Genomic DNA, 19998 nt, shown 5'->3' on the forward strand with positions numbered 1-19998 from the left:
CCAGTCGCCGGCGGCCAGCCGCGAGAACACCACCACCGGCGTGCCCATGGCGGTGCCCGGCACCGCGCCTGCGCCGATCCCGGCGCAAGGCCCGCACGAGGGCTACTACGAGTTCAAGCCGTACAACATCGGCCGCTGGATCGTCTGGGGCCTGTTCGCTGCGCTGCTGCTGGTGGCGCCGATGCTGTTCACCAGCTCGCTGTCCCACACCATGCTGAGCCAGATGGGCATCGCCATCATCGTCTGCCTCTCCTACAACATGCTGCTGGGGCAGGGCGGCATGCTCAGCTTCGGCCATGCCGTGTATTCGGGCATGGGCGCCTTCCTGGCCATCCACACGCTCAACCTGGTGGCAGGCAACAAGCTGCCGATCCCGGTGAGCCTGATCCCGATCGCCGGCGGACTGGCCGGCATGGTCTTCGCGGTCGCGTTCGGCTGGGTGACCACCAAGAAGGCCGCCACGCCCTTCGCCATGATCACGCTGGGCGTGGGCGAGCTGGTCTGGGCTTCGGCGCTGATGTTCCCGGAGTTCTTCGGCGGCGAGGGCGGCATCTCCAGCAACCGCGTCACCGGTCCCAAGCCCTTGGGCATCACCTTCGGGCCGCAGATCCAGCTGTACTACCTGATCGCGGTCTACACCTTCGTCTGCACGGCCGCGATGTTCGCCTTCACGCGAACGCCGCTCGGCCGCATGCTCAACGCGGTGCGGGACAACCCCGAGCGGGTGGAGTTCGTCGGCTACAACACCCAGGTGGTGCGCTACATCGCCTTCGTGGTGGCGGCGTTCTTCGCCGGCATCTCGGGCGGGCTGGCGGCGCTCAACTTCGAGATCGTCACCTCCGAGGTGGTGAGCGGCCCGCGCTCCGGTGCGTACCTGCTGTTCACCTTCCTGGGCGGCGCCACGTTCTTCTTCGGCCCCATCATCGGCGCCGTGCTGATGGTGCTGGCCTTCGTGCTGCTGTCCGAGCTCACCAAGGCCTGGCTGCTGTACCTGGGCCTGGTGTTCCTCTTCATGGTGATGTACGCGCCCGGCGGCATCGCCAGCCTGATCATGATGAACCTGCGCGTGGCGGCCTTCGGGCGGTTGCGGGAGCTGTGGGTCAGCTACCTGGCCCTCGGGGTGATCGCCCTCATCGTGCTGCTGGGGGCGGCCGGGATGATCGAGATGGTCTACCACCTCAAGCTCAATCCGGCGCTCGGTCCGCAGCTGAAGTTCCTGGGTGCCACGCTCGATGCGCACGGCCTCAACAGCTGGTTCGGCTGCGCGTTCGTGATGCTCACCGGCATCGGCCTGTTCGAACTCACGCGGCGCCACTTCGTGCACCAGTGGGGCGAGATCCAGGAGTACATCGAGAAGGAGCTCAAGCGGCGGGAGGCCCTGGCATGAACGACGCTTCGTCCTTCGCGCTCGAACTGCGCGACCTGCGCAAGAGCTTCGGCAAGACCGAGATCATCCGCGGCGCCAACCTGACGGTGAGCCCCGGCGAACGGGTGGCGGTGATCGGGCCCAACGGCGCCGGCAAGTCCACGCTGTTCAACCTCATCAGCGGCCGCTTCGAGCCCACCAGCGGCGACGTGCTGCTCAATGGCCGCCGCATCAACGGCAAGAAGCCGTACGAGATCAACCGCCTGGGCCTGTCGCGCAGCTTCCAGATCACCAACATCTTCCCCAAGCTCAGCGTCTTCGAGAACCTGCGCTGCGGCGTGCTGTGGAGCCTGGGCTACCGCTACACCTTCCTGAAGTTCCTGGCCGACCTGGACGACGCCAACGAGCGCGCCGAGGAGCTGATGCGCATGATCCGGCTGGACAAGAAGCGGGACGTGTTGGCCGTCAACCTCACCTACGCCGAACAGCGTGCGCTGGAGATCGGCGTCACCATCGGCGGCGGCGCCGGCGTCATCCTGCTGGACGAGCCCACTGCCGGCATGAGCAAGAGCGAGACCCGCCGCTTCATCGAGCTGATCAAGGAAGTCACCGTGGGCAAGACGCTGCTGACCGTGGAGCACGACATGGGCGTGGTGTTCGGCCTGGCCGACAAGATCGCGGTGGTGGTCTACGGGGAGGTGATCGCCTTCGACACGCCCGAGAGGGTGCGGGCCAACCAGCGGGTGCAGGAAGCCTACCTGGGCTCCCATGTGGCCGATGCGCAGGTGGGGGGCCACTGAACATGCTGAAGGTCGAGAACCTCCACGCCTTCTACGGCAAGAGTCACGTGCTGCACGGCGTGCACTTCGACGTGCAGCCGGGCGAGATCGTGGCGCTGCTGGGGCGCAACGGCTCGGGCCGCTCGACCACCGCCAAGGCCATCATGGGCATGGTGGACTGCACCGGCCAGGTGGAGTGGAAGGGCCAGCAGGCCCTGGGCCGCAAGCCCTACGAGATCGCCCACCTGGGCATCGGCTACGTGCCGGAGAACCGCGACATCTTTCCCAAGCTCACGGTGCACCAGAATCTGATGCTCGGCCAGAAGCGCGCCAACCAGCAGGGCCGCTGGTCGTTCGACGACATGTACGCGATGTTCCCGCGCCTGAAGGAGCGCCAGCACACCGAGGCCGGCGTGCTGTCCGGCGGCGAGCAGCAGATGCTGACGCTGTGCCGCACGCTCATGGGCGACCCCGACCTGATCATCATCGACGAGCCCACCGAGGGCCTCGCGCCCAAGATCGTCGAACTGGTGGCGGGCTACCTGAAGAAGCTCAAGGAGCGTGGCATCTCGGTGCTGCTGATCGAGCAGAAGCTCACCATCGCCATGGCCATCTCCGACCGGGCCCTCGTGATGGGCCACGGCAGCATCGTGTTCCAGGGCACGCCCGACGCCTTGCGCGCCGACGCCTACACGCGCAAGGAGTGGCTGGAGGTCTGAGGCGTAGCAGGGGCCCCTGGCGCTGGCGCTGGCATGAGTGCCGCCCCGGTGCTGGGGCTTTCATGACCAACAGGCTTCAGTTGCAGCGATCACGTCGCTAGCTTCTCGGCTCCTTGAGGAGAGCCGAATGATCCAAATACTGGCACTGCGTTCCCCGCGAGCACGGGAGGGCGCGTCAGAACCCTGGCTGCGCACGGCAATGCTCCTGGCCGCAGCCATCTTTTTCGGGCATGAGAGGGCCTACGCAGACACCACGCCCCCGAAGATGCCTGAGGTGATCCGCGCCGAAGTCGACCTGTGCAGGACGGTCGAACTCGTCTGGCAAAGAGGGTACGACTACGGCTCGCGATTGCGCGACTACAAGATCTACAAGGATGGCGTGTACCACGCCACCACCCGAGGCACGCCTTTGCCCGATGCAGCTTTTCGGGACGGCCTGTCAGTTCGTCGCTACAAGGTGAGCGGGCTCAATCCGAGCCAGACGTATCGGTTTTCGGTCACCTCCATCGACTTCGCCGGCAACGAATCGCCGCAAGCCTTGTTCCCGATGGTCACGACGCTCGCATCGAACGCCCCTGCTTGCCTGGACACGGCACCGCCGGCCGTGCCCGAAAGACCCACGCTCCAGGAAAGCAGAAGTTGTCATGAACTCGTCCTCAGGACCCGCGTGAGCAGCTTCCTGGAAGTGGATGGCTTCTACTGGTATCGCAACAATGTGCTCGCGGGGTACTCAGCGAGGGGGATCGGAGGATGGACCGACCACGTCGACTTCGCGGGGCTGGAGCCCGGCAAGCCGTATCAGTACGTCGCGCGTGCCATCGACAAGGCCGGCAATCTGTCGAGCCCGAGTCCGGCACTCTCGGTGACCACGCCGGAGTGCGGAGGTGTCTCCACAGGCCAAAGCGGGGTCGGAATCGTCGGTGTCTATTTCGACGGCGAGCCTCGGCCACCCACCGACCTGAACAAGATGCAGCGGGCCATCTTCAATGCGAGTGGCAGCGGACCCGACAATGCCCAGGCCTGGCTTGCGGAAGTTTCGGGAGGCCGAGCCAATCTCTACTGGGAAGCCACGTACGGATGGACCAGGCTTCCCCAGACAGCCAGCCAGTACGGATGCACCCTGCTCAACGGCGTCTGGGCCGGCTGCGTCGTGCAGGACATCGTCCAGGATGTCCTGGCCCTCCATCCCGGCCACACCGCCTGGGACATCGCGGCCATCTTCGTGGACAGGATGGATCGTGGCTTTTCCTTCGGTTCAACGGGCGTACCCCGAAAGATCATCGTCGGCACCACGGACAGCGAACCGGTGCGGTCACTCACCAAGAACTTCGTCCATGAGTTGGGACATGCGTTCGGCCTCTACCACTCGGATGGTCTACTTTGCCCGCCACCGGGTAATGCGCCAGGTGAGAACCCCGGCGTCGGCGAGGTCGGCCGCAGCCAGGCCGACGGTGCATTCGGATGCGACGTCGTCGCCTACGGAGACGAGTACACGCCCATGGGCCAGGAGCATCTGCTCCATCTCTCCGCCTTCGAAAAGCTTTTGGTCCGATGGCTGCCCGCAAACCAGGAGCGGCTCCTGACGGATGGGGCCAACCAGGTCATCTCCCTCTACGCCAACGATCAACCCGGATTGGGGACGAAGATGGCGCGCATTCCGTGGGACTTCTGGGGCGGCACTCCCGGCTTTTCGCCGTTTTCCTATGTTCTGGATTACTCCACCTTGACGGGGTTCAACGGATCGTTGAGCGGTGCTCCCGGCCAGTTGCTGAAGGTCGGCGTGGACGTGCGCAAGGTGGCGCGGACGATACAGGGCATGGGATCCGACAACGCCCACCACGTGTGGATCAAGAGACTGACCGCGGAGTCGCCCATCTTCGTGGATCCCCATCAAGGGCTGAAGTTTCAGCTGCTCCTGCAAGCCAACCCGCCGGAGAATCCGGCCCGAGTTCGCGTCTGCCGGACCCAACCCGGGGTGAACAGCGATGGGAGCTACAGCACCGCGTGCCTCCCGTAAACGCGAATCGGCGTAGCCGAACCGCGCAGCGATACCTACACGCGCAGGGAATCGCTGGAAGTCTGAGCGGGGATGGCGGCGACCACGCCGTACTGCCGGCGCAGGGCCTCCTCGGTGGCCGCGAGCAGGGCCCGGGCCTCGTCGATCCAGCCGGTGCCTTCGGGCGGCCGTGATTCCAGCCAGTCGCGGTACTTGCGCTTGAGCATGGCGTGCAGCGCCTGCGCTCCCGTTTCGCCGCTCACCCCCACCAGCGTGTGCAGGGCCGACTTGGCCCCTTCGGCGTCATCACGGGCCAGGCAGTCGCCGATGTCCTGCAGCAGCCGCCGCATGCCGGTCAGGGATTCCGGCAAGAGCTCCTCCATCAGGCCCATGCGGCGGAAATCCTCGAGGCGCGGCAGGTCCAGCAGCGCGGAGGGGGCGGGCGACGGGGCCGCCGCAGGTGCCGGCAACGGCGCGGCAGGGTCGTGTTCGGACGCCAGCACCCGGCCCAGCGTGCGGCCGAGCATGGCGGCGTCGACCGGCTTGCCCAGCACGGCCTGCAGCCCGGCGGCCGAAGCCACCTGCTGCACGGCGGGTGAGTCGTTGGCGGTCACGGCCACCACCGGCACGCGCCCGGCGCGGCCGGGCAGGGCGCGCAGGGCCCGCGTGGTCTGGATGCCGTCCAGGCCCGGCATGTCCACGTCCATGAGCACGGCGTCGGGCACCGTGCCGCTGCCCAGCAGGTCGAGCGCTTGCTGGCCGTGCTCGGCCTCGAGCACCCGCATGTCCAGCGTCAGGCACAGGGCGCGGAGGATGGAGCGGTTGAGCGCCTGGTCGTCCACCACGAGCACGGTGCGGCCGGCCAGCGAGGCTTGCGCGGCCTGCGGCGCCAGGGCCTCGGATTGCACGGCGCCTTCCGCCGGCGGGAAGCCGAGCGTGAATTCGGTGAATTCCCCGTATTGCGAGCGGCAGGCGATCCGGCCGCCCATGCCTTCCATGACGCGGCGGCAGAACGCCAGGCCCAGTCCGGTGCCTTCCGCCTTGCCCGCGGTCTGGAATTCCTGGAAGAGACGGGAGAGCAGGTCCGGCTCGATGCCGGGGCCGGTGTCGCGGACCACGATGCGCGGCGCCAGACCGCCTTCGACGGTGATCGTGACGGCCATCGCCGGATGCAGTGGAACGTAGTACAGCGCGTTCCTCAGCAGGTTGAACAGCACCAGCTCCAGCGCCGTCGGGTCGCCCCGGAAGCTGAAGTCCCCGCGGGCCTCGATCCGCACCCGGGCGCGCTGCCCTTCATCCTGGTAGGCGTAGGCCTGGACCGCCCGCTCCACGCAGGCCAGGGCCTGGACCGGCCGCTGGGTGGCCGGGTCCATGGGCGCGGGCTGCAGTTGCTGGAGCGTCAGTTCGATGGCCTGCAGGCCGCGGCTCACGGCATTGCGGCCCTGCTGGACGGTGGCCATCACGGCGTGCAGCTGTTCCGCGGCCAGCCGGGCGCCCCCACTCGCCTGGTGCGGGGCGAGCGAAGCGGCGATGCTGTCCAGGGCGTGTCGCACCTGGGCCAGGGGATTGCGCATCTCGTGGGCGATGGAGCCGGCCAGGCCCGAGTACAGCCGCCGCATGCGTGCCATTTCGGCGCGCTGCTGGCCGTAGTGGGACAAGGCGCCCGCCGCCACGACCAGGATGGAGGTGACCGCCGCGACGGCGAAGCCCGACGGGATGGGGGTGCCGGGGGGTTCGGTGGCCATGTACGCGACGAGGCTGCCGGCATAGCCCGCGGCCAGCATCACCACGGCATTGCGCCAGTCGGCCACCAGGATGATCAGGATCGTCGCCATCACCATGTTGACGACCGACAGCGTTCCGCCCTGGTTCTTCAGCGACGTGAAGGACAGCAGGAACGAGAGGCAGTAGAAAACGACGCCATACGAGTAGGCGAAATAGAAGCGCTTCCACGATGCCGGCCACCAACGCCGCAATGCCAGGCCGACGCACAGCAGGGTGGCCGCGGCGCGAAGTTCCAGGTCGTCGTAGCGCGGCGGCACCATGGAAGTGCGCCGGAGCATGTAGAAAAGGGGGAAGCCGATCGCGCCCATGACGCCGATCCATTGCAGGATCGGCCGGTCCATGTCGTGGTATGAGCGGTAACGCTCGAATAGGCGCTTGACGAGCCCGTACATCCTTCCCCCCCGGGGAGCCTGAGCTCCTCTTTGCTTGTTGACTCTAGCAGTTCCAGCTTACGGTTCCCGTACGCCATTCGTTCACGCGTGCAGCATCTGACGCTGGGCCGGGACCATGCCGGGCGAGGCGACCTTCAGCGCGGCGGCGACCGCATTCACCTCGCCATGGATCAGGGCGCAATCCTTGCCGGTGCCGGTGGTGCAGGTGGTGTGGATCTTGAAACCGAAGCGGCGGAACAACCGCGTCATGCGCATGTGGCAGGAAGCGTGCAGGTGCTGGACTTCGGCGTTCTGCAGCAGTTCCAGGAAGGCCAGCGTCATGCAGCGGGGGAGCAGCTCCGCGTTGCGGTGCTCCGGGGCCATGATCAGGCGGCCGACCTCCCAGCTGTCCGCGCCCACCAGCACGGTGCCGGCGCTGGCGTGCGACCAGAAGCGCTCGGTCAGCGTCACGCCATGGCCGGCGGGGATGAAGCGGATGGTGCCGATGGGCTCGGCGCCGCGCATGATGGCCAGCACCACGCCCAGGTCGTCCTTGACGTCCTCGAGCGCGGCCATGCCGGGGTCCACCTCGTACTCGGTCTGCACGTCGGCCTGTTGCCGCAGGTGGGTCACGAGCCGGCGGTCCGCCGCGCTGCTCAACACCGTCGCGCTCAGTTCGTCCGGACCCTGCCAGGGCGTGTCGCCCATGGACCACGGAGCCGGGAAGCCTGCGCGAAGGGTGTTGTTGCGAAATTCCATTTTTCTCTCTCCTGGTTTGGGTGTGTTAGGTGCCGAGAATGCCGACACCCAGCCATTCTCTGTCTCAACGGTGTCCGGCGCATCGGTGCTGGCGCCGGTCGGGTTTGTCCCTCCCGCGACAAGCGCCTGGTTCCGGGGCAACATGAGGTCCCTAGAATTCCGAAATAGAACGATCGTTCTTTTCTCTTTTCCGAAGGAAGCATCCATGACCGCTGAATACAAGGTGCAGGGCGACGTCGCCGTGATCACGATGAACAACCCGCCGGTCAACGGGCTGGGCCTGGCCACCCGGCAGGCCATCACCGCCGGGCTGGAGAAGGCCCAGGCCGATGCGGCCGTGAAGGCCATCGTGATCACCGGCGCGGGCAAGGCGTTCTCGGGCGGAGCGGACATCCGCGAGTTCGGCTCGCCCAAGGCGATCGCCGAACCCAACCTGCTGTCGGTGATCTCGGCGGTCGAGAACTCTTCCAAGCCGGTGGTCGCGGCGTTGCACTCCATCGCCATGGGCGGCGGCCTGGAGCTGGCGCTGGGCTGCCACTACCGGATCGCGGCGCCCGGCACCAACGTCGCGCTGCCCGAGGTGAAGCTGGGGCTGATCCCCGGGGCCGGCGGCACGATGCGCCTGCCGCGCGCGCTGGGTGTGGAGGTCGCGCTGAACATGATCGTCTCGGGTGAGCCGGTCAAGAGCGAGATCCTGGCCCAGGTGCCTGGCCAGAAGCTCTTCGACAAGATGGCGTCGTCGCCCGAGTCGCTGGCGGAAGAGGCGGTGGCCTTCGCCCGCGAGGTGGCCGGCAAGCGGCCGCTGCCGCGCGTGCGCGACCTGCCGTGCAAGCACCCGATGGGCGACGCCTTCTTCCAGTTCGCCCGCAACATGGTCAAGGGCATGGCCAAGAACTTCCCGGCGCCGGTCAAGTGCGTCGATGCCGTGGAGGCCGCCACCCAGAAGAAGTTCGACGACGGCATGGTCTTCGAGCGCGAGCTCTTCATGAACCTGATGCTCACGCCCGAGAGCCGGGCGCTGCGGCACATCTTCATGGCCGAGCGCGCCGCGTCCAAGATCCCCGACGTCGCCGAGGACACGCCCAAGCGCGAGATCAGGAAGGTGGCGGTCATCGGCGCCGGCACCATGGGCGGCGGCATCTCGATGAACTTCCTGAACGCCGGCATCCCGGTGACCATGCTCGAGATGAAGCAGGAGGCGCTGGACCGCGGCCTGGCCACGATCCGCAAGAACTACGAGTCCCAGGTCAAGAAGGGCAAGTTGAAGCAGGACAAGTACGAGCAGCGCATGGGCCTGCTCTCGACCTCCCTGAACTACGCCGACCTGAAGGACGCCGACCTGGTGATCGAGGCCGTGTTCGAGGAGATGGGCGTCAAGCAGAAGGTGTTCGAGGCGCTGGACAAGACCATGAAGCCCGGCGCCATCCTGGCCAGCAACACCTCCACCCTGGACGTCGACAAGATCGCCTCGTTCACCAAGCGGCCGCAGGACGTGGTCGGGCTGCATTTCTTCAGCCCGGCCAACGTGATGAAGCTGCTGGAGGTGGTGCGCGGCGAGAAGACCGCCAAGGACGTGCTGGCCACGGTGATGGCCCTCGCCAAGAAGATCAAGAAGACCGCCGTGGTCTCGGGCGTGTGCGACGGCTTCATCGGCAACCGCATGATCGAGCAGTACAGCCGCCAGGCCGGCTTCCTGCTCGATGAAGGCGCCACGCCGCAGCAGGTGGACCGCGCCATCGAGAAGTTCGGCTTCGCCATGGGCCCGTTCCGCATGGGCGACCTGGCCGGCAACGACATCGGCTGGGCGATCCGCAAGCGCCGCTCGCAGGAACGCCCGGACATGAAGTACAGCAAGACGGCCGACAAGCTGTGCCAGCTCAACCGCTTCGGCCAGAAGACGGGCGCCGGCTGGTACGACTACCAGGAAGGCAAGCGCGATGCGATCCCTTCGAAGCTGGTGGACGACATGATCGCCGCCCACCGCAAGGAACTGGGCATCGAGCCGCGCAAGATCTCCGACGAGGAGATCGTCCAGCGCCTGGTGTTCTCGCTCGTCAACGAGGGCGCGCACATCCTCGAGGAAGGCATCGCCTCCAAGGCCAGCGACATCGACATGGTCTACCTCACCGGCTACGGCTTCCCGGTCTACCGCGGCGGTCCCATGATGTACGCCGACCAGGTGGGCCTGTTCAACGTGGTGCAGGCCATGAAGCGCTTCCAGCAGAACCCGCGCGACGACGCCAAGTTCTGGGAGCCGGCCCCGCTGATCCAGAAGCTGGTGGCCGAAGGCAAGGGATTCACCGCCTGACGACGCCCGGCGGGCCGGCGCGGCCCGCCAAGCCTGAATGATCAAGCGCACCCTCCTCGCGGTCCTCGGCCTGCTGCTGCTGCTCGTGGCAGGCGTGGCCGCGAACACTTGGCGCCAGGGCTCGCGCCAGCTCGACGTGCCGCCGGCCGCGGCGCTGGCGGTCGACGAGAAGGCGGTCGCGGAGAAGCTGGCCGGCGCGGTGCGCTTTCGGACCATCGCCAGCCACGACGACCCCAATGCCAGCGCCGACGAGTTCCGCAAGCTCCACGCCTTCCTGCGCGAGCGCTTCCCGCGCGTGCACCAGCAGCTCAAGCTCGAAGTGGTGGGCGGCTACAGCCTGCTCTACACCTGGACCGGCACGGACCCCAAGGCCCCGCCGGTGCTGCTGATGGCGCACCAGGACGTGGTGCCCGTGTCGCCCGGCACCGAAGACAAGTGGCAGGCCCCGCCTTTCGCCGGCGCCATCCAGGGTGGCTTCGTCTGGGGCCGCGGCGCCTGGGACGACAAGAGCCGCGTGATCGCGCAGCTCGAGGCGGTCGAGATGCTGCTGGCCAATGGCTTCCAGCCGCGGCAGGGCATCTACCTCGCTTTCGGCCACGACGAGGAGATCAGCGGACTGCGCGGCGCGCTGGCCATCGTCAAGCACTTGCAGCAGCGGCAGGTGCGCCTCGAGTTCGTGCTCGACGAAGGTTCGGTGATCACCGAGGGCATCATCCCCGGCATCACCAGGCCGGTCGCGCTGATCGGCCTGGCCGAGAAGGGCTACGCCTCCGTGGCGCTCAAGTCGAGCGGCACGCCCGGCCACTCGTCGATGCCGCCGGTGGGCGGCACCAGCGCCATCGGCCAGCTCGCCGCCGCGCTGCACCGGCTGGACACCGAGCAGCGGCCCGCCGCGCTCAAGGGCGTGGGCCGCGAGATGTTCGAGACATTGGCCCCGGAGTTCGCCGGCTTCCAGCGCGTGGCCCTGTCCAACCTCTGGCTGTTCGAGCCGGTCGTGCGGCGGCAGCTGGAGAAGGCGCATTCCACCAACGCCCTGCTGCGCACGACCACGGCCCTGACCATCGTGAACGCCGGCAACAAGGACAACGTGCTGCCCGGCCAGGCCGAGGCGGTGGTCAATTTCCGGCTGCTGCCCGGTGACACCACCGCCGGTATGGTGGAGCACGTGCGAAGCAAGGCCGGCCCCGACGTGCAGGTGACGCTGCTGCCCGGCGCCGGGAACCCCTCGCGCATCTCGCGCACCGACACGCCGGCCTTCCAGGCGCTCGCGCGGACGCTGCGCTCGCAGTTCCCCGGCATCGTGGTGTCGCCCAGCCTCGTGCTCACCGGCACCGATTCGCACCACTACGAGCCCGTGGCCGACCACATCTACCGCTTTGCGCCGGTGCGCGTGAAGTCCGACGACCTGAGCCGCCTGCACGGCATCAACGAACGCATCTCCACCGCCAACCTGGCCGAGCTGGTGCGCTTTTATCACCAGCTCCTGCGCAACCTGAACGCGCAGCCCACCTGATTCCTCCCACGAAAGGCCCACCATGACCAACGCTGTCATCGTCTCCACCGCCCGCACGCCCCTGACCAAGAGCTGGAAGGGCGCGTTCAACATGACGCACGGCGCCACGCTGGGCGGCCACGCCGTCAAGAACGCCGTGCAGCGCGCCGGCATCGAACCCGGCGCCATCGAGGACGTGCTGATGGGCTGCGCCAACCCCGAGGGCGCCACCGGCGCCAACATCGCCCGCCAGATCGCGCTGATGGCCGACCTGCCGATCACGGTGTCGGGCGCCACCGTCAACCGCTTCTGCTCCTCGGGCCTGCAGACCATCGCCATGGCCAGCCAGCGCGTGATCGCGGGGGAGGGTGACGTCTACGTGGCCGGCGGCGTGGAGAGCATCTCCTGCGTGCAGCAGGAGATGAACCAGCACATGCTGCGCGACCTCGAGCTGGACAGGAAGAAGCCCGAGATCTACTGGTCCATGCTGCAGACCGCCGAACAGGTGGCCAAGCGCTACAACATCGGCCGCGACCGCATGGACGAGTACGGCGCGGCCAGCCAGCAGAGGGCCTGCGCGGCCCAGGAGGCCGGCAAGTTCAAGGACGAGATCGCGCCGATCACCGTCAAGGCCGGCGTGGCCGACCCGCAGATGGGCCTGCGCACCAAGGAGGTCACGGTCAGCCAGGACGAAGGCCTGCGCCCCGGCACCACCCAGGAAAGCATCGCCGGCATCAAGCCGGCCCTGCCGGGCGGCGTGATCACTGCCGGCAACGCCAGCCAGTTCTCCGACGGCGCCGGCGCCTGCGTGGTGGTGAGCGAGGAGTACGCCAGCCGCCACAACCTCAAGCCCATCGGCCGCTTCCTCGGCTTCGCGGTGGCCGGTTGCGAGCCCGACGAGATGGGCATCGGCCCGGTGTTCGCCGTCCCCAAGGTGCTCAAGAAGCTGGGCCTGAAGGTGGACGACATCGACCTGTGGGAGCTGAACGAAGCCTTCGCGGTGCAGGTGCTCTACTGCCGCGACAAGCTGGGCATCCCGGCCGACCGCCTGAACGTCAACGGCGGCGCCATCGCCGTGGGCCACCCCTATGGCGTCTCGGGCCAGCGACTCACCGGCCATGCCCTGATCGAGGGCAAGCGCCGCGGCGCGAAGAAGGTCGTGGTGACCATGTGCATCGGCGGCGGCATGGGCGCGGCCGGCGTGTTCGAAGTCCTCTGACGCCAACCGCCAACCACGCCCCAACCCGTCATTCCCGCGAAGGCGGGAATCCAGGGCTCCCGCCTTCCGGCCGCGTCGAAGGGAAGCCCTGGATCCCCGCCTCCGCGGGGATGACGAAGAAAGAGACATGTCCTCGCTCCGTCCCACCCTCGACTTCCTGCTGTACGACTGGCTCCAGGTCGACCAGCTCTCGCAGCGCCCGCGCTTTTCCGAGCACACGCGAGAGACCTTCGACGCGGTGCTCGACACCTGCGAGCGCATCGCCCGCGAGAAGTACGCGCCGCACAACCGGCTGGTGGACACCGAGGAGCCGCGCTTGGACGGCGAGAAGGTGGTCCTGCCGGCCGCAACGAAGGCCGCGTGGCAGGCCTATGCCGGGTCCGGCATGCTCAGCGCCGCGCAGGACTACGACGTGGGCGGCATGCAGCTGCCCTACACCGTGGAAGCGGCGGCAGGCGCCTTCTTCGCCGTGGCCTCGGTCAGCATCGGCGGCGGCCTGCTCACGGTGGGCAACGCCAACCTGCTGATGGCGCACGGCACGGACCTGCAGAAGGAAGTCTTCGCGCTCAACGAGTTCAACGGCCGCTTCTCCGGGACCATGTGCCTGTCCGAGCCGCAGGCCGGCTCCTCGCTCTCGGACGTGGCCACGCGGGCGACGCCCGACGGTGCGGACTTCGAGAGCGACCCGCTGGGGCCGCGGTACAGGCTGCGCGGCAACAAGATGTGGATCTCGGCCGGCGAGCACGAGCTCACCGAGAACATCGTCCACCTGGTGCTGGCCAAGATCCCGGGCGAGGACGGCAAGCTGGTGCCCGGCACGCGCGGCATCTCGCTCTTCGTCGTGCCCAAGAAGCTGGTCGGCCCGGACGGCCAGCTCACGGGTGAGCGCAACGACATCGCGCTGGCCGGCCTGAACCACAAGCTGGGCTGGCGCGGCACCACCAACACGCTGCTGAATTTCGGCGAAGGCAAGTTCCCGGTTCGCGGTGGCGCGGGCGCCATCGGCTACCTCGTGGGGCAGCCGGGCCAGGGCCTGCGCTGCATGTTCCACATGATGAACGAGGCCCGCATCGGCATCGGCATGGCCGCCACGGCGCTGGGCCTGGCCGGCTACTACGCCTCCCTGGACTACGCGAAGCAGCGTCCCCAGGGCCGGCCGGTCGGACCCGCGGGCAAGGACCCGGCGCAGCCCCAGGTGCGCATCATCGAACACGCCGACGTCAAGCGCATGCTGCTCGCGCAGAAGTCGTACGGGGAGGGCGCGCTGGCCCTGATGCTGTACTGCGCCCGGCTGGTGGACGAGCAGCACACCGGTTCGCCCGAGGCGGCCGACGAGGCGCGCCTGCTGCTGGAGGTGCTGACGCCCATCGCCAAGAGCTGGCCCAGCGAGAACTGCCTCGAAGCCAACTCGCTGGCCATCCAGGTCCACGGCGGCTACGGCTACACCCGCGACTTCCCGGTGGAGCAGTACTGGCGCGACCAGCGGCTGAACATGATCCACGAGGGCACGCACGGCATCCAGGCCGCCGACCTGCTGGGGCGCAAGGTGGTGATGGAAGGTGGCCGCGGCCTGCAGCTGCTGGCCGGCCGCATCAACGCGACGATCGAGGCGGCGCTGCACCGGCCGCACCTGGCGGAACACGCGAACGCGCTCGCGAAGGCGCTCCAACGGGTCGGCGCCGCCACCAAGGCGGCCTGGGCTCCGGGCGACGCCACCGCGGCGCTGGCGAACGCGGTGCCGTACATGCAGGCCTTCGGCCACCTGGTGCTCGCCTGGACCTGGCTGGACGTGCTGCTCACCGTGCCGGCGCAGGGGGAAAGCCGCTCGCCGGCGGACGTGGGCCGCATCCACGCGGCGCGCTACTTCTTCCACTACGAGCTGCCGAAGGTCCCCGCCTGGCTGGCCGTGGTCGAGAGCCGCGACCCCACCTGCGCGCAGATGCCGGAAGAGGCCTTCTGAGCATGGCCTCGGCGCGCGCCCTGGCCTGGATCGAGCGACTGGTCTGGCTCCTCATCTATGGCGGCGTGATCGCCATCATCCTGGGCGTCGCCACCGGCGGGCGGCACCTGGTGGCCGGCTGGTCGCTCGGGGTGCTCGGCGGCATCGCCGTCGCCGCCGGCGTGGTGCTGGTCTGGGTGCGTTCTCGCCTGCGCGAGACACCGCCCGGCGGCGCACAATCTTCCACTGAAAAACAACCCTAGAGAGACGCGATGACCCGCACCACCCAGCAACTGTTCGACCTCACGGGCAAGACCGCGCTCGTCACCGGCGGCTCGCGCGGCCTGGGCCTGCAGATGGCGCATGCGCTGGGCGAGGCGGGCGCGAAGATCATGCTGAGTTCGCGCAAGGCCGGCGACCTGGAGGAGGCCGCGGCCGAGCTGCAGGCGGCCGGCATCGACACCCGCTGGATCGCCGCCGACGCTTCCAGGGAGGAGGACATCCGCCGCCTGGCCGACGAGACGCTGCAGCGCATGGGCGACGTCCACATCCTGGTGAACAACGCGGGAGCCGCCTGGGGCGCGCCGGCCGAGGACCACCCGGTCGAGGCCTGGGACAAGCTGATGAACCTCAACGTGCGGGGCTACTTCATCCTCAGCCAGCACCTGGCCAAGAAGAGCATGATCCCGGCGCGCTACGGCCGGATCATCAACATCGCCTCGATCGCCGGCCTGGGCGGCAACCCGCCCGAGATGCAGACCCTGGCCTACAACACATCCAAGGGCGCGGTCATCAACTTCACCCGCGCGCTCGGCTGCGAATGGGGCAAGTACGGCATCACGGTCAACGCCATCTGCCCGGGCTTCTTCCCCAGCAGGATGACGCGCGGCACGCTGGAGCGGCTGGGCGAGGACGCGCTGGCCGCGCACGCGCCGCTGCAGAGGCTGGGCGACGACGAGGACCTCAAGGGCACGACCCTGCTGTTCGCCTCCGACGCCGGCAAGCACATCACCGGCCAGTGGCTGGCGGTGGACGGCGGCGTCAGCGTGGTCACGGGGGGCTAGATGGCAGGCTTCGGCGTCAAGATCCCCTTTGTCGACCACCTGGGCTTCGAGCTCACCCGCTTCGAAGGCGGCGAGTCGGAGATCGTCTACGAGCCGCGCCCGGAGCACCTGAACTCTTTCGGCGTGGTGCATGGCGGCGCTTCGATGACGCTGCACGACGTGTCCATGGCCACGGCCGCGCGCAGCGTCGAGCAGTCCATGGGCGTGGTGACCATCGAAATGAAGACCACCTTCATGCAGCCCGCCCGCGGCCGGCTGACGGCCAAGGGGCGGCTGGTCCACCGCACGGCCACCATGGCCTTCACCGAATCCACGATCTACGACGAGGCGGGCCGTGCCTGCGCCCATGCCACCGGCACCTTCAAGTACGTGCCGCGGCTGCCGATCGGGCCCAGGAGCACGCAACAGCTCGACGTGATCCGCACCGACTAGGAGACAGCAATGCCCAGGAACCGCCAGATCCTGCTGGACAACCGCCCGCACGGGGAAGCCAGCACCACCAATTTCCGGCTGGTCACGGAGGACACGCCGCCGCTGCGGGACGGCCAGGTGCTGGTGCGCCACCACTACCTGAGCCTGGACCCCTACATGCGCATGCGCATGAACGATGCCAAGAGCTACGCCGCGCCGCAGAAGTTGGGCGAGGTGATGATCGGCGGCACGGTGGGCGAGGTGGTCGAGAGCCGCAACGAGAAATTCAAGCCGGGCGACAAGGTCGTGGGCATGGGGGGCTGGCAGGAATTCGGTGTGTACGACGCCGGCCAGCCCGGCGCGCTGCGCAAGGTCGACACCACGCACGTGCCGCTGTCGCACTACCTGGGCGCGGTCGGCATGCCGGGTGTCACCGCCTGGTACGGGCTGGTCAAGATCATCGATCCCAAGCCGGGCCAGACCATCGTGGTCAGCGCCGCCAGCGGCGCGGTGGGCAGCACCGTGGGCGTGCTGGCCAAGGCCCGGGGCTGCCGCGCCGTGGGCGTCGCCGGCGGCGCCGACAAGTGCCGCTACGTCACGCACGACCTCGGCTTCGATGCCGCCGTGGACTACAAGCAGCACCAGGACGCGGCCTCGCTGTCCCGCGCGCTCAAGGACGCCTGCCCCGACGGCGTGGACGGCTACTTCGAGAACGTGGGCGGCATGGTGATGGATGCGGTGATGCTGCGCATGAACGCCTTCGCCCGAATCGCCCTGTGCGGGATGATCTCCGGCTACGACGGCAAGCCGATCCCCATGTCCTACCCGCAGCTGCTGCTGACCAACCGCATGACGGTGGAAGGCTTCATCGTCAGCGAGCACATGGATGTCTGGCCCGAGGCCCTGAAGGAGCTGGGCCAGCTGGTCGCGGGCGGCAAGCTGCGGCCGCGGGAAAGCATCGCCCGGGGCCTGGAGTCGGCGCCCGAGGCTTTCCTGGGCATGCTGCGCGGCCGCAACTTCGGCAAGCAGCTGGTCCAGCTGGTCTGAGGCGGCCCGTGCAAGCGCGCCAGGGCGAGGAGTTCCGCGAGGACCACCGGGCGCCGGGGTCGCGCAACGCGCAGGCGCGCCGCCTGCTGGGGCCCGGGGAGCTGGCGCCGCTCACGCGGCTTTCCACCGCGCGGTCGCTGCTGTCGATCGCGCAGACGTTCGGCCTGATCGCGCTGGCGATGGCGCTGGCCGTCGCCACCTGGCCGAGCGCGTGGATGGTGCCGGCCATCGTGGTGATCGGCATCGCCCAGCACGGCCTGTTCATCCTGGCGCACGAGGCGGCGCACTACCGGCTGTTCGCCCACCGCAAGGCCAACGACCTCGCGGGGCGCTTCATCGGCATGGTCGGCGGCGTGTCCATGTGCACCTACCGCGTCACGCACCGGCTGCACCACAACAACCTCTACACCGAGGAAGACCCGGACACCGCCATCCACGGCGGCTACCCGCGCGGCAAGGCCTACCTGCTGGACAAGCTGGGGCGCGACCTGCTGGCGCTGAACGCCTGGAAGACGTACGCCTACTTCTTCGGCGCGCCGGCCATCAATGCCGACACCAACCGGGAGATCCGCCCGCTGGACGACACCTCGCCGCAGCTGCGCGCGGCCGCGCGGGCCGACCGGCTGTGGGTGGCCGGCTTCCACCTCGCCGCGCCGGCGGTGGCCTTCGTCCTCGGGGGCGGGCAGGGCCTGCTCCTGTACCTGGTGCTGTGGCTCCTGCCGCTGGTGACGGTGCTGCAGCCCATCCTGCGGCTGCGCGCCATCTGCGAGCACGGCGCGACGACGGACCTGAGTTCGCCGCTCACGGCCGCGCGCACCAACCGCACTGTCGGTTCGTTCGGCAACTGGATCGCCCGAATCGTCCTGTTCCCGCACCACGTCAACTACCACGTGGAGCACCACCTCTACCCGGCGGTGCCGCACTACCACCTGCCAGCGCTGCACCGCCTGCTGGTGGACAAGGGGGCGCTCCAGGCGGCCGAGGTGCGCGATTTCACCGACACCTGGCGTCGCGTGTTCGCACCGAGGAGGGCTCGTGCCTGACAGCGTCGCCACCCACGAGGTCTTCAACCAGCCCGAGCCGCTGGTGGGCTACGACCTGTTCGCCGGCAATGCGCCGCTGCGCGACGCGCTGAAGTTCAACGCGCCATCGCTGGACATGGCGCCGCTGGCCGCGCTGGGCGCCCGCCTGGGCACGGCGGAGATGCAGCTGCACGCGCGGCTGGCCAACGTGCATGCGCCCCAGCTGCGCACGCACGACCGCTTCGGCCGCCGCGCCGACGTCGTGGAGTTCCACCCCAGCTACCACGCCCTGATGGCCGCCGCGGTCGAAGCCGGCCTGCACGGCACGCCCTGGGCCGAACCCGCGCCCCTCCGGGATTCGCTCCCTCCACCTCCGGGGGAGGGCCAGGGTGGGGGCGCCCCCCACGTCCAGCGCGCCGCCGGCTTCATGCTCTTCACCGAGCTCGAGCCCTCGGTCCTGTGCCCCATCTCCATGACCTACGCGGTCACGCCGGCGCTTCGCAGCAATGCCGCGATCTACGCCGACTGGGGCCCCAGGCTCACCAGCCGCCGCTACGACCCTGCGCTCAAACCCTGGCACGAGAAGCCCGGCCTGACCATGGGCATGGGCATGACCGAGAAGCAGGGCGGCTCCGACGTGCGGGCCAACACCACGCGCGCCGAGCCGGACGGCAGCGACGCCTGGGGCCAGCGCATGCGCGTCACCGGCCACAAGTGGTTCTTCTCCGCGCCCATGTGCGATGCGTTCCTTATCCTGGCGCAGACCGCCTCGGGCCTGTCCTGCCTGTTCCTGCCGCGCGTGCTGCCGGACGGCCGCCTGAACGCCCTCCGCATCCAGCGCCTGAAGGACAAGCTGGGCAACAAGGCCAACGCCAGCTCGGAGGTGGAGTTCGAGGGCGCCACCGCCTGGCTGGTGGGCGACGAGGGCAGGGGCGTGCCGCAGATCCTGGAGATGGGCACCATGACCCGGCTGGACTGCGCGCTGGGCACCAGCGGGCTGATGCGGCAGGCGCTGGCCCTGGCGCTCAACCACACCTCGCAGCGCCAGGCGTTCGGCAAGCGGCTGATCGAGCAGCCCCTGATGCGCAACGTGCTGGCCGACCTGGCGCTGGAGAGCGAGGCCGCGACCGCGCTGGCGATCCGCCTGGCGCGCGCCTTCGACCGCCGCGGCGACGCGCACGAGGCCGCCATGGCGCGGCTGCTCACGCCGGTGGCCAAGTTCTGGATCTGCAAGCGGGGCAGCCCCTTCGCCCAGGAGGCTATGGAATGCCTGGGCGGCAACGGCTACGTGGAGGAGGGCGGCGAAGGCGTGATGGCCCGCATCTACCGCGAGATGCCGCTCAATTCGATCTGGGAAGGCGCCGGCAACATCATGGCGCTGGACCTGCTGCGCGCGCTGCGCAAGGCCGATGCGGCCGCGGCGCTGGCCCACGAGCTGCAGCCCGCGCGCGGCGCCCATCCCGCGCTGGATCGCCTGGCGTCCGCGCTGCCCACCCGGGTGGAAGAAATGGCCACCGAGGCCGAGGCGCGCCGCCTGGCGCAGGACGTGGCGCTGGCCGTGCAGGCGGCGCTGCTGCTGCAGACCGCACCGCCCGCGGTGTTCGCCGCCTTCTGCGACTCGCGCCTGGGCGGCGACTGGGGCCAGGCCTTCGGCACGCTGGGCGCCCGCACCGATTTCGACACCCTGATCGCGCGGGCGATGCCGCGCTGACCCCAAGGAC

The 19998-nt window shown here is 68.8% G+C and carries 16 protein-coding genes; 14 read left to right on the forward strand and 2 right to left on the reverse strand.

The annotated features are described in order from the left end of the window. Positions 1 to 46 precede the first annotated feature (46 nt). The 4 genes from ASG30_RS11990 (at position 47) to ASG30_RS12005 (ending at position 4881) form a co-directional block, all read left to right on the forward strand. A complete protein-coding gene (locus ASG30_RS11990) occupies positions 47 to 1387 on the forward strand; it encodes a branched-chain amino acid ABC transporter permease (RefSeq protein WP_055897481.1) in 1341 nt (446 codons plus the stop codon). Then, positions 1384 to 2166, forward strand: coding sequence for an ABC transporter ATP-binding protein (locus ASG30_RS11995; protein ID WP_055896498.1), 783 nt, complete (start codon positions 1384 to 1386; stop codon positions 2164 to 2166). The genes ASG30_RS11990 and ASG30_RS11995 overlap by 4 nt, the downstream gene beginning before the upstream one ends. A gap of 2 nt (positions 2167 to 2168) precedes the next feature. Continuing rightward, on the forward strand, positions 2169 to 2864 hold the full coding sequence (locus tag ASG30_RS12000; protein ID WP_055896502.1) for an ABC transporter ATP-binding protein: 696 nt from the start codon (positions 2169 to 2171) through the stop codon (positions 2862 to 2864). 127 nt (positions 2865 to 2991) lie between these two features. Further along, entirely contained in the window at positions 2992 to 4881 is a 1890-nt protein-coding gene (locus tag ASG30_RS12005) for a hypothetical protein (protein ID WP_156385505.1), read from the forward strand. Between the two features lie 35 nt (positions 4882 to 4916). Here ASG30_RS12005 and ASG30_RS12010 read toward each other — a convergent pair whose 3' ends face one another. Both ASG30_RS12010 and ASG30_RS12015 read right to left on the reverse strand, forming a co-directional pair. After that, entirely contained in the window at positions 4917 to 6986 is a 2070-nt protein-coding gene (locus tag ASG30_RS12010) for a hybrid sensor histidine kinase/response regulator (protein ID WP_162243731.1), read from the reverse strand. Between the two features lie 132 nt (positions 6987 to 7118). Further along, positions 7119 to 7775, reverse strand: coding sequence for an N-acyl amino acid synthase FeeM domain-containing protein (locus tag ASG30_RS12015; RefSeq protein ID WP_055896509.1), 657 nt, complete (start codon positions 7773 to 7775; stop codon positions 7119 to 7121). A gap of 205 nt (positions 7776 to 7980) precedes the next feature. On the opposite strand from ASG30_RS12015, the gene ASG30_RS12020 reads away from it, so the two are divergent. The 10 genes from ASG30_RS12020 to ASG30_RS12065 all read left to right on the forward strand — a co-directional run bounded on the left by ASG30_RS12020 (position 7981) and on the right by ASG30_RS12065 (position 19988). Next, complete coding sequence (locus ASG30_RS12020; RefSeq protein ID WP_055896511.1) at positions 7981 to 10083, forward strand: 3-hydroxyacyl-CoA dehydrogenase NAD-binding domain-containing protein; 2103 nt, start codon at positions 7981 to 7983, stop codon at positions 10081 to 10083. A gap of 37 nt (positions 10084 to 10120) precedes the next feature. Continuing rightward, the gene (locus tag ASG30_RS12025) at positions 10121 to 11596 is read left to right on the forward strand and encodes a M20 family peptidase (protein WP_055896514.1); all 1476 of its coding nucleotides are present in this window, start codon (positions 10121 to 10123) and stop codon (positions 11594 to 11596) included. 22 nt (positions 11597 to 11618) lie between these two features. Further along, positions 11619 to 12794 carry an acetyl-CoA C-acyltransferase gene (locus ASG30_RS12030; protein WP_055896517.1) on the forward strand — a complete coding sequence of 392 codons (1176 nt, stop codon included), beginning with the start codon at positions 11619 to 11621 and terminating at the stop codon, positions 12792 to 12794. Positions 12795 to 12921: 127 nt separating this feature from the next. Beyond that, a complete protein-coding gene (locus ASG30_RS12035; protein WP_055896520.1) occupies positions 12922 to 14754 on the forward strand; it encodes an acyl-CoA dehydrogenase in 1833 nt (610 codons plus the stop codon). Positions 14755 to 14756: 2 nt separating this feature from the next. Then, positions 14757 to 14996: a hypothetical protein gene (locus tag ASG30_RS12040; RefSeq protein WP_055896523.1), complete on the forward strand. Its 240-nt coding sequence runs from the start codon at positions 14757 to 14759 to the stop codon at positions 14994 to 14996. Positions 14997 to 15005: 9 nt separating this feature from the next. Next, positions 15006 to 15797 carry an SDR family oxidoreductase gene (locus ASG30_RS12045; RefSeq protein WP_055896527.1) on the forward strand — a complete coding sequence of 264 codons (792 nt, stop codon included), beginning with the start codon at positions 15006 to 15008 and terminating at the stop codon, positions 15795 to 15797. Beyond that, complete coding sequence (locus ASG30_RS12050; RefSeq protein WP_055896530.1) at positions 15798 to 16229, forward strand: PaaI family thioesterase; 432 nt, start codon at positions 15798 to 15800, stop codon at positions 16227 to 16229. 9 nt (positions 16230 to 16238) lie between these two features. Further along, entirely contained in the window at positions 16239 to 17255 is a 1017-nt protein-coding gene (locus ASG30_RS12055; RefSeq protein WP_055896533.1) for an NADP-dependent oxidoreductase, read from the forward strand. A gap of 8 nt (positions 17256 to 17263) precedes the next feature. Then, positions 17264 to 18298, forward strand: coding sequence for a fatty acid desaturase family protein (locus tag ASG30_RS12060; protein WP_156385506.1), 1035 nt, complete (start codon positions 17264 to 17266; stop codon positions 18296 to 18298). Continuing rightward, positions 18291 to 19988: an isovaleryl-CoA dehydrogenase gene (locus ASG30_RS12065; protein WP_055896536.1), complete on the forward strand. Its 1698-nt coding sequence runs from the start codon at positions 18291 to 18293 to the stop codon at positions 19986 to 19988. Before ASG30_RS12060 ends, ASG30_RS12065 begins: the two co-directional genes overlap by 8 nt. Positions 19989 to 19998 lie beyond the last annotated feature (10 nt).

Origin of the sequence: Ramlibacter sp. Leaf400 (assembly GCF_001424545.1) — a bacterium.
In the GTDB taxonomy this organism is placed as follows: Bacteria; Pseudomonadota; Gammaproteobacteria; order Burkholderiales; family Burkholderiaceae_C; genus Ramlibacter.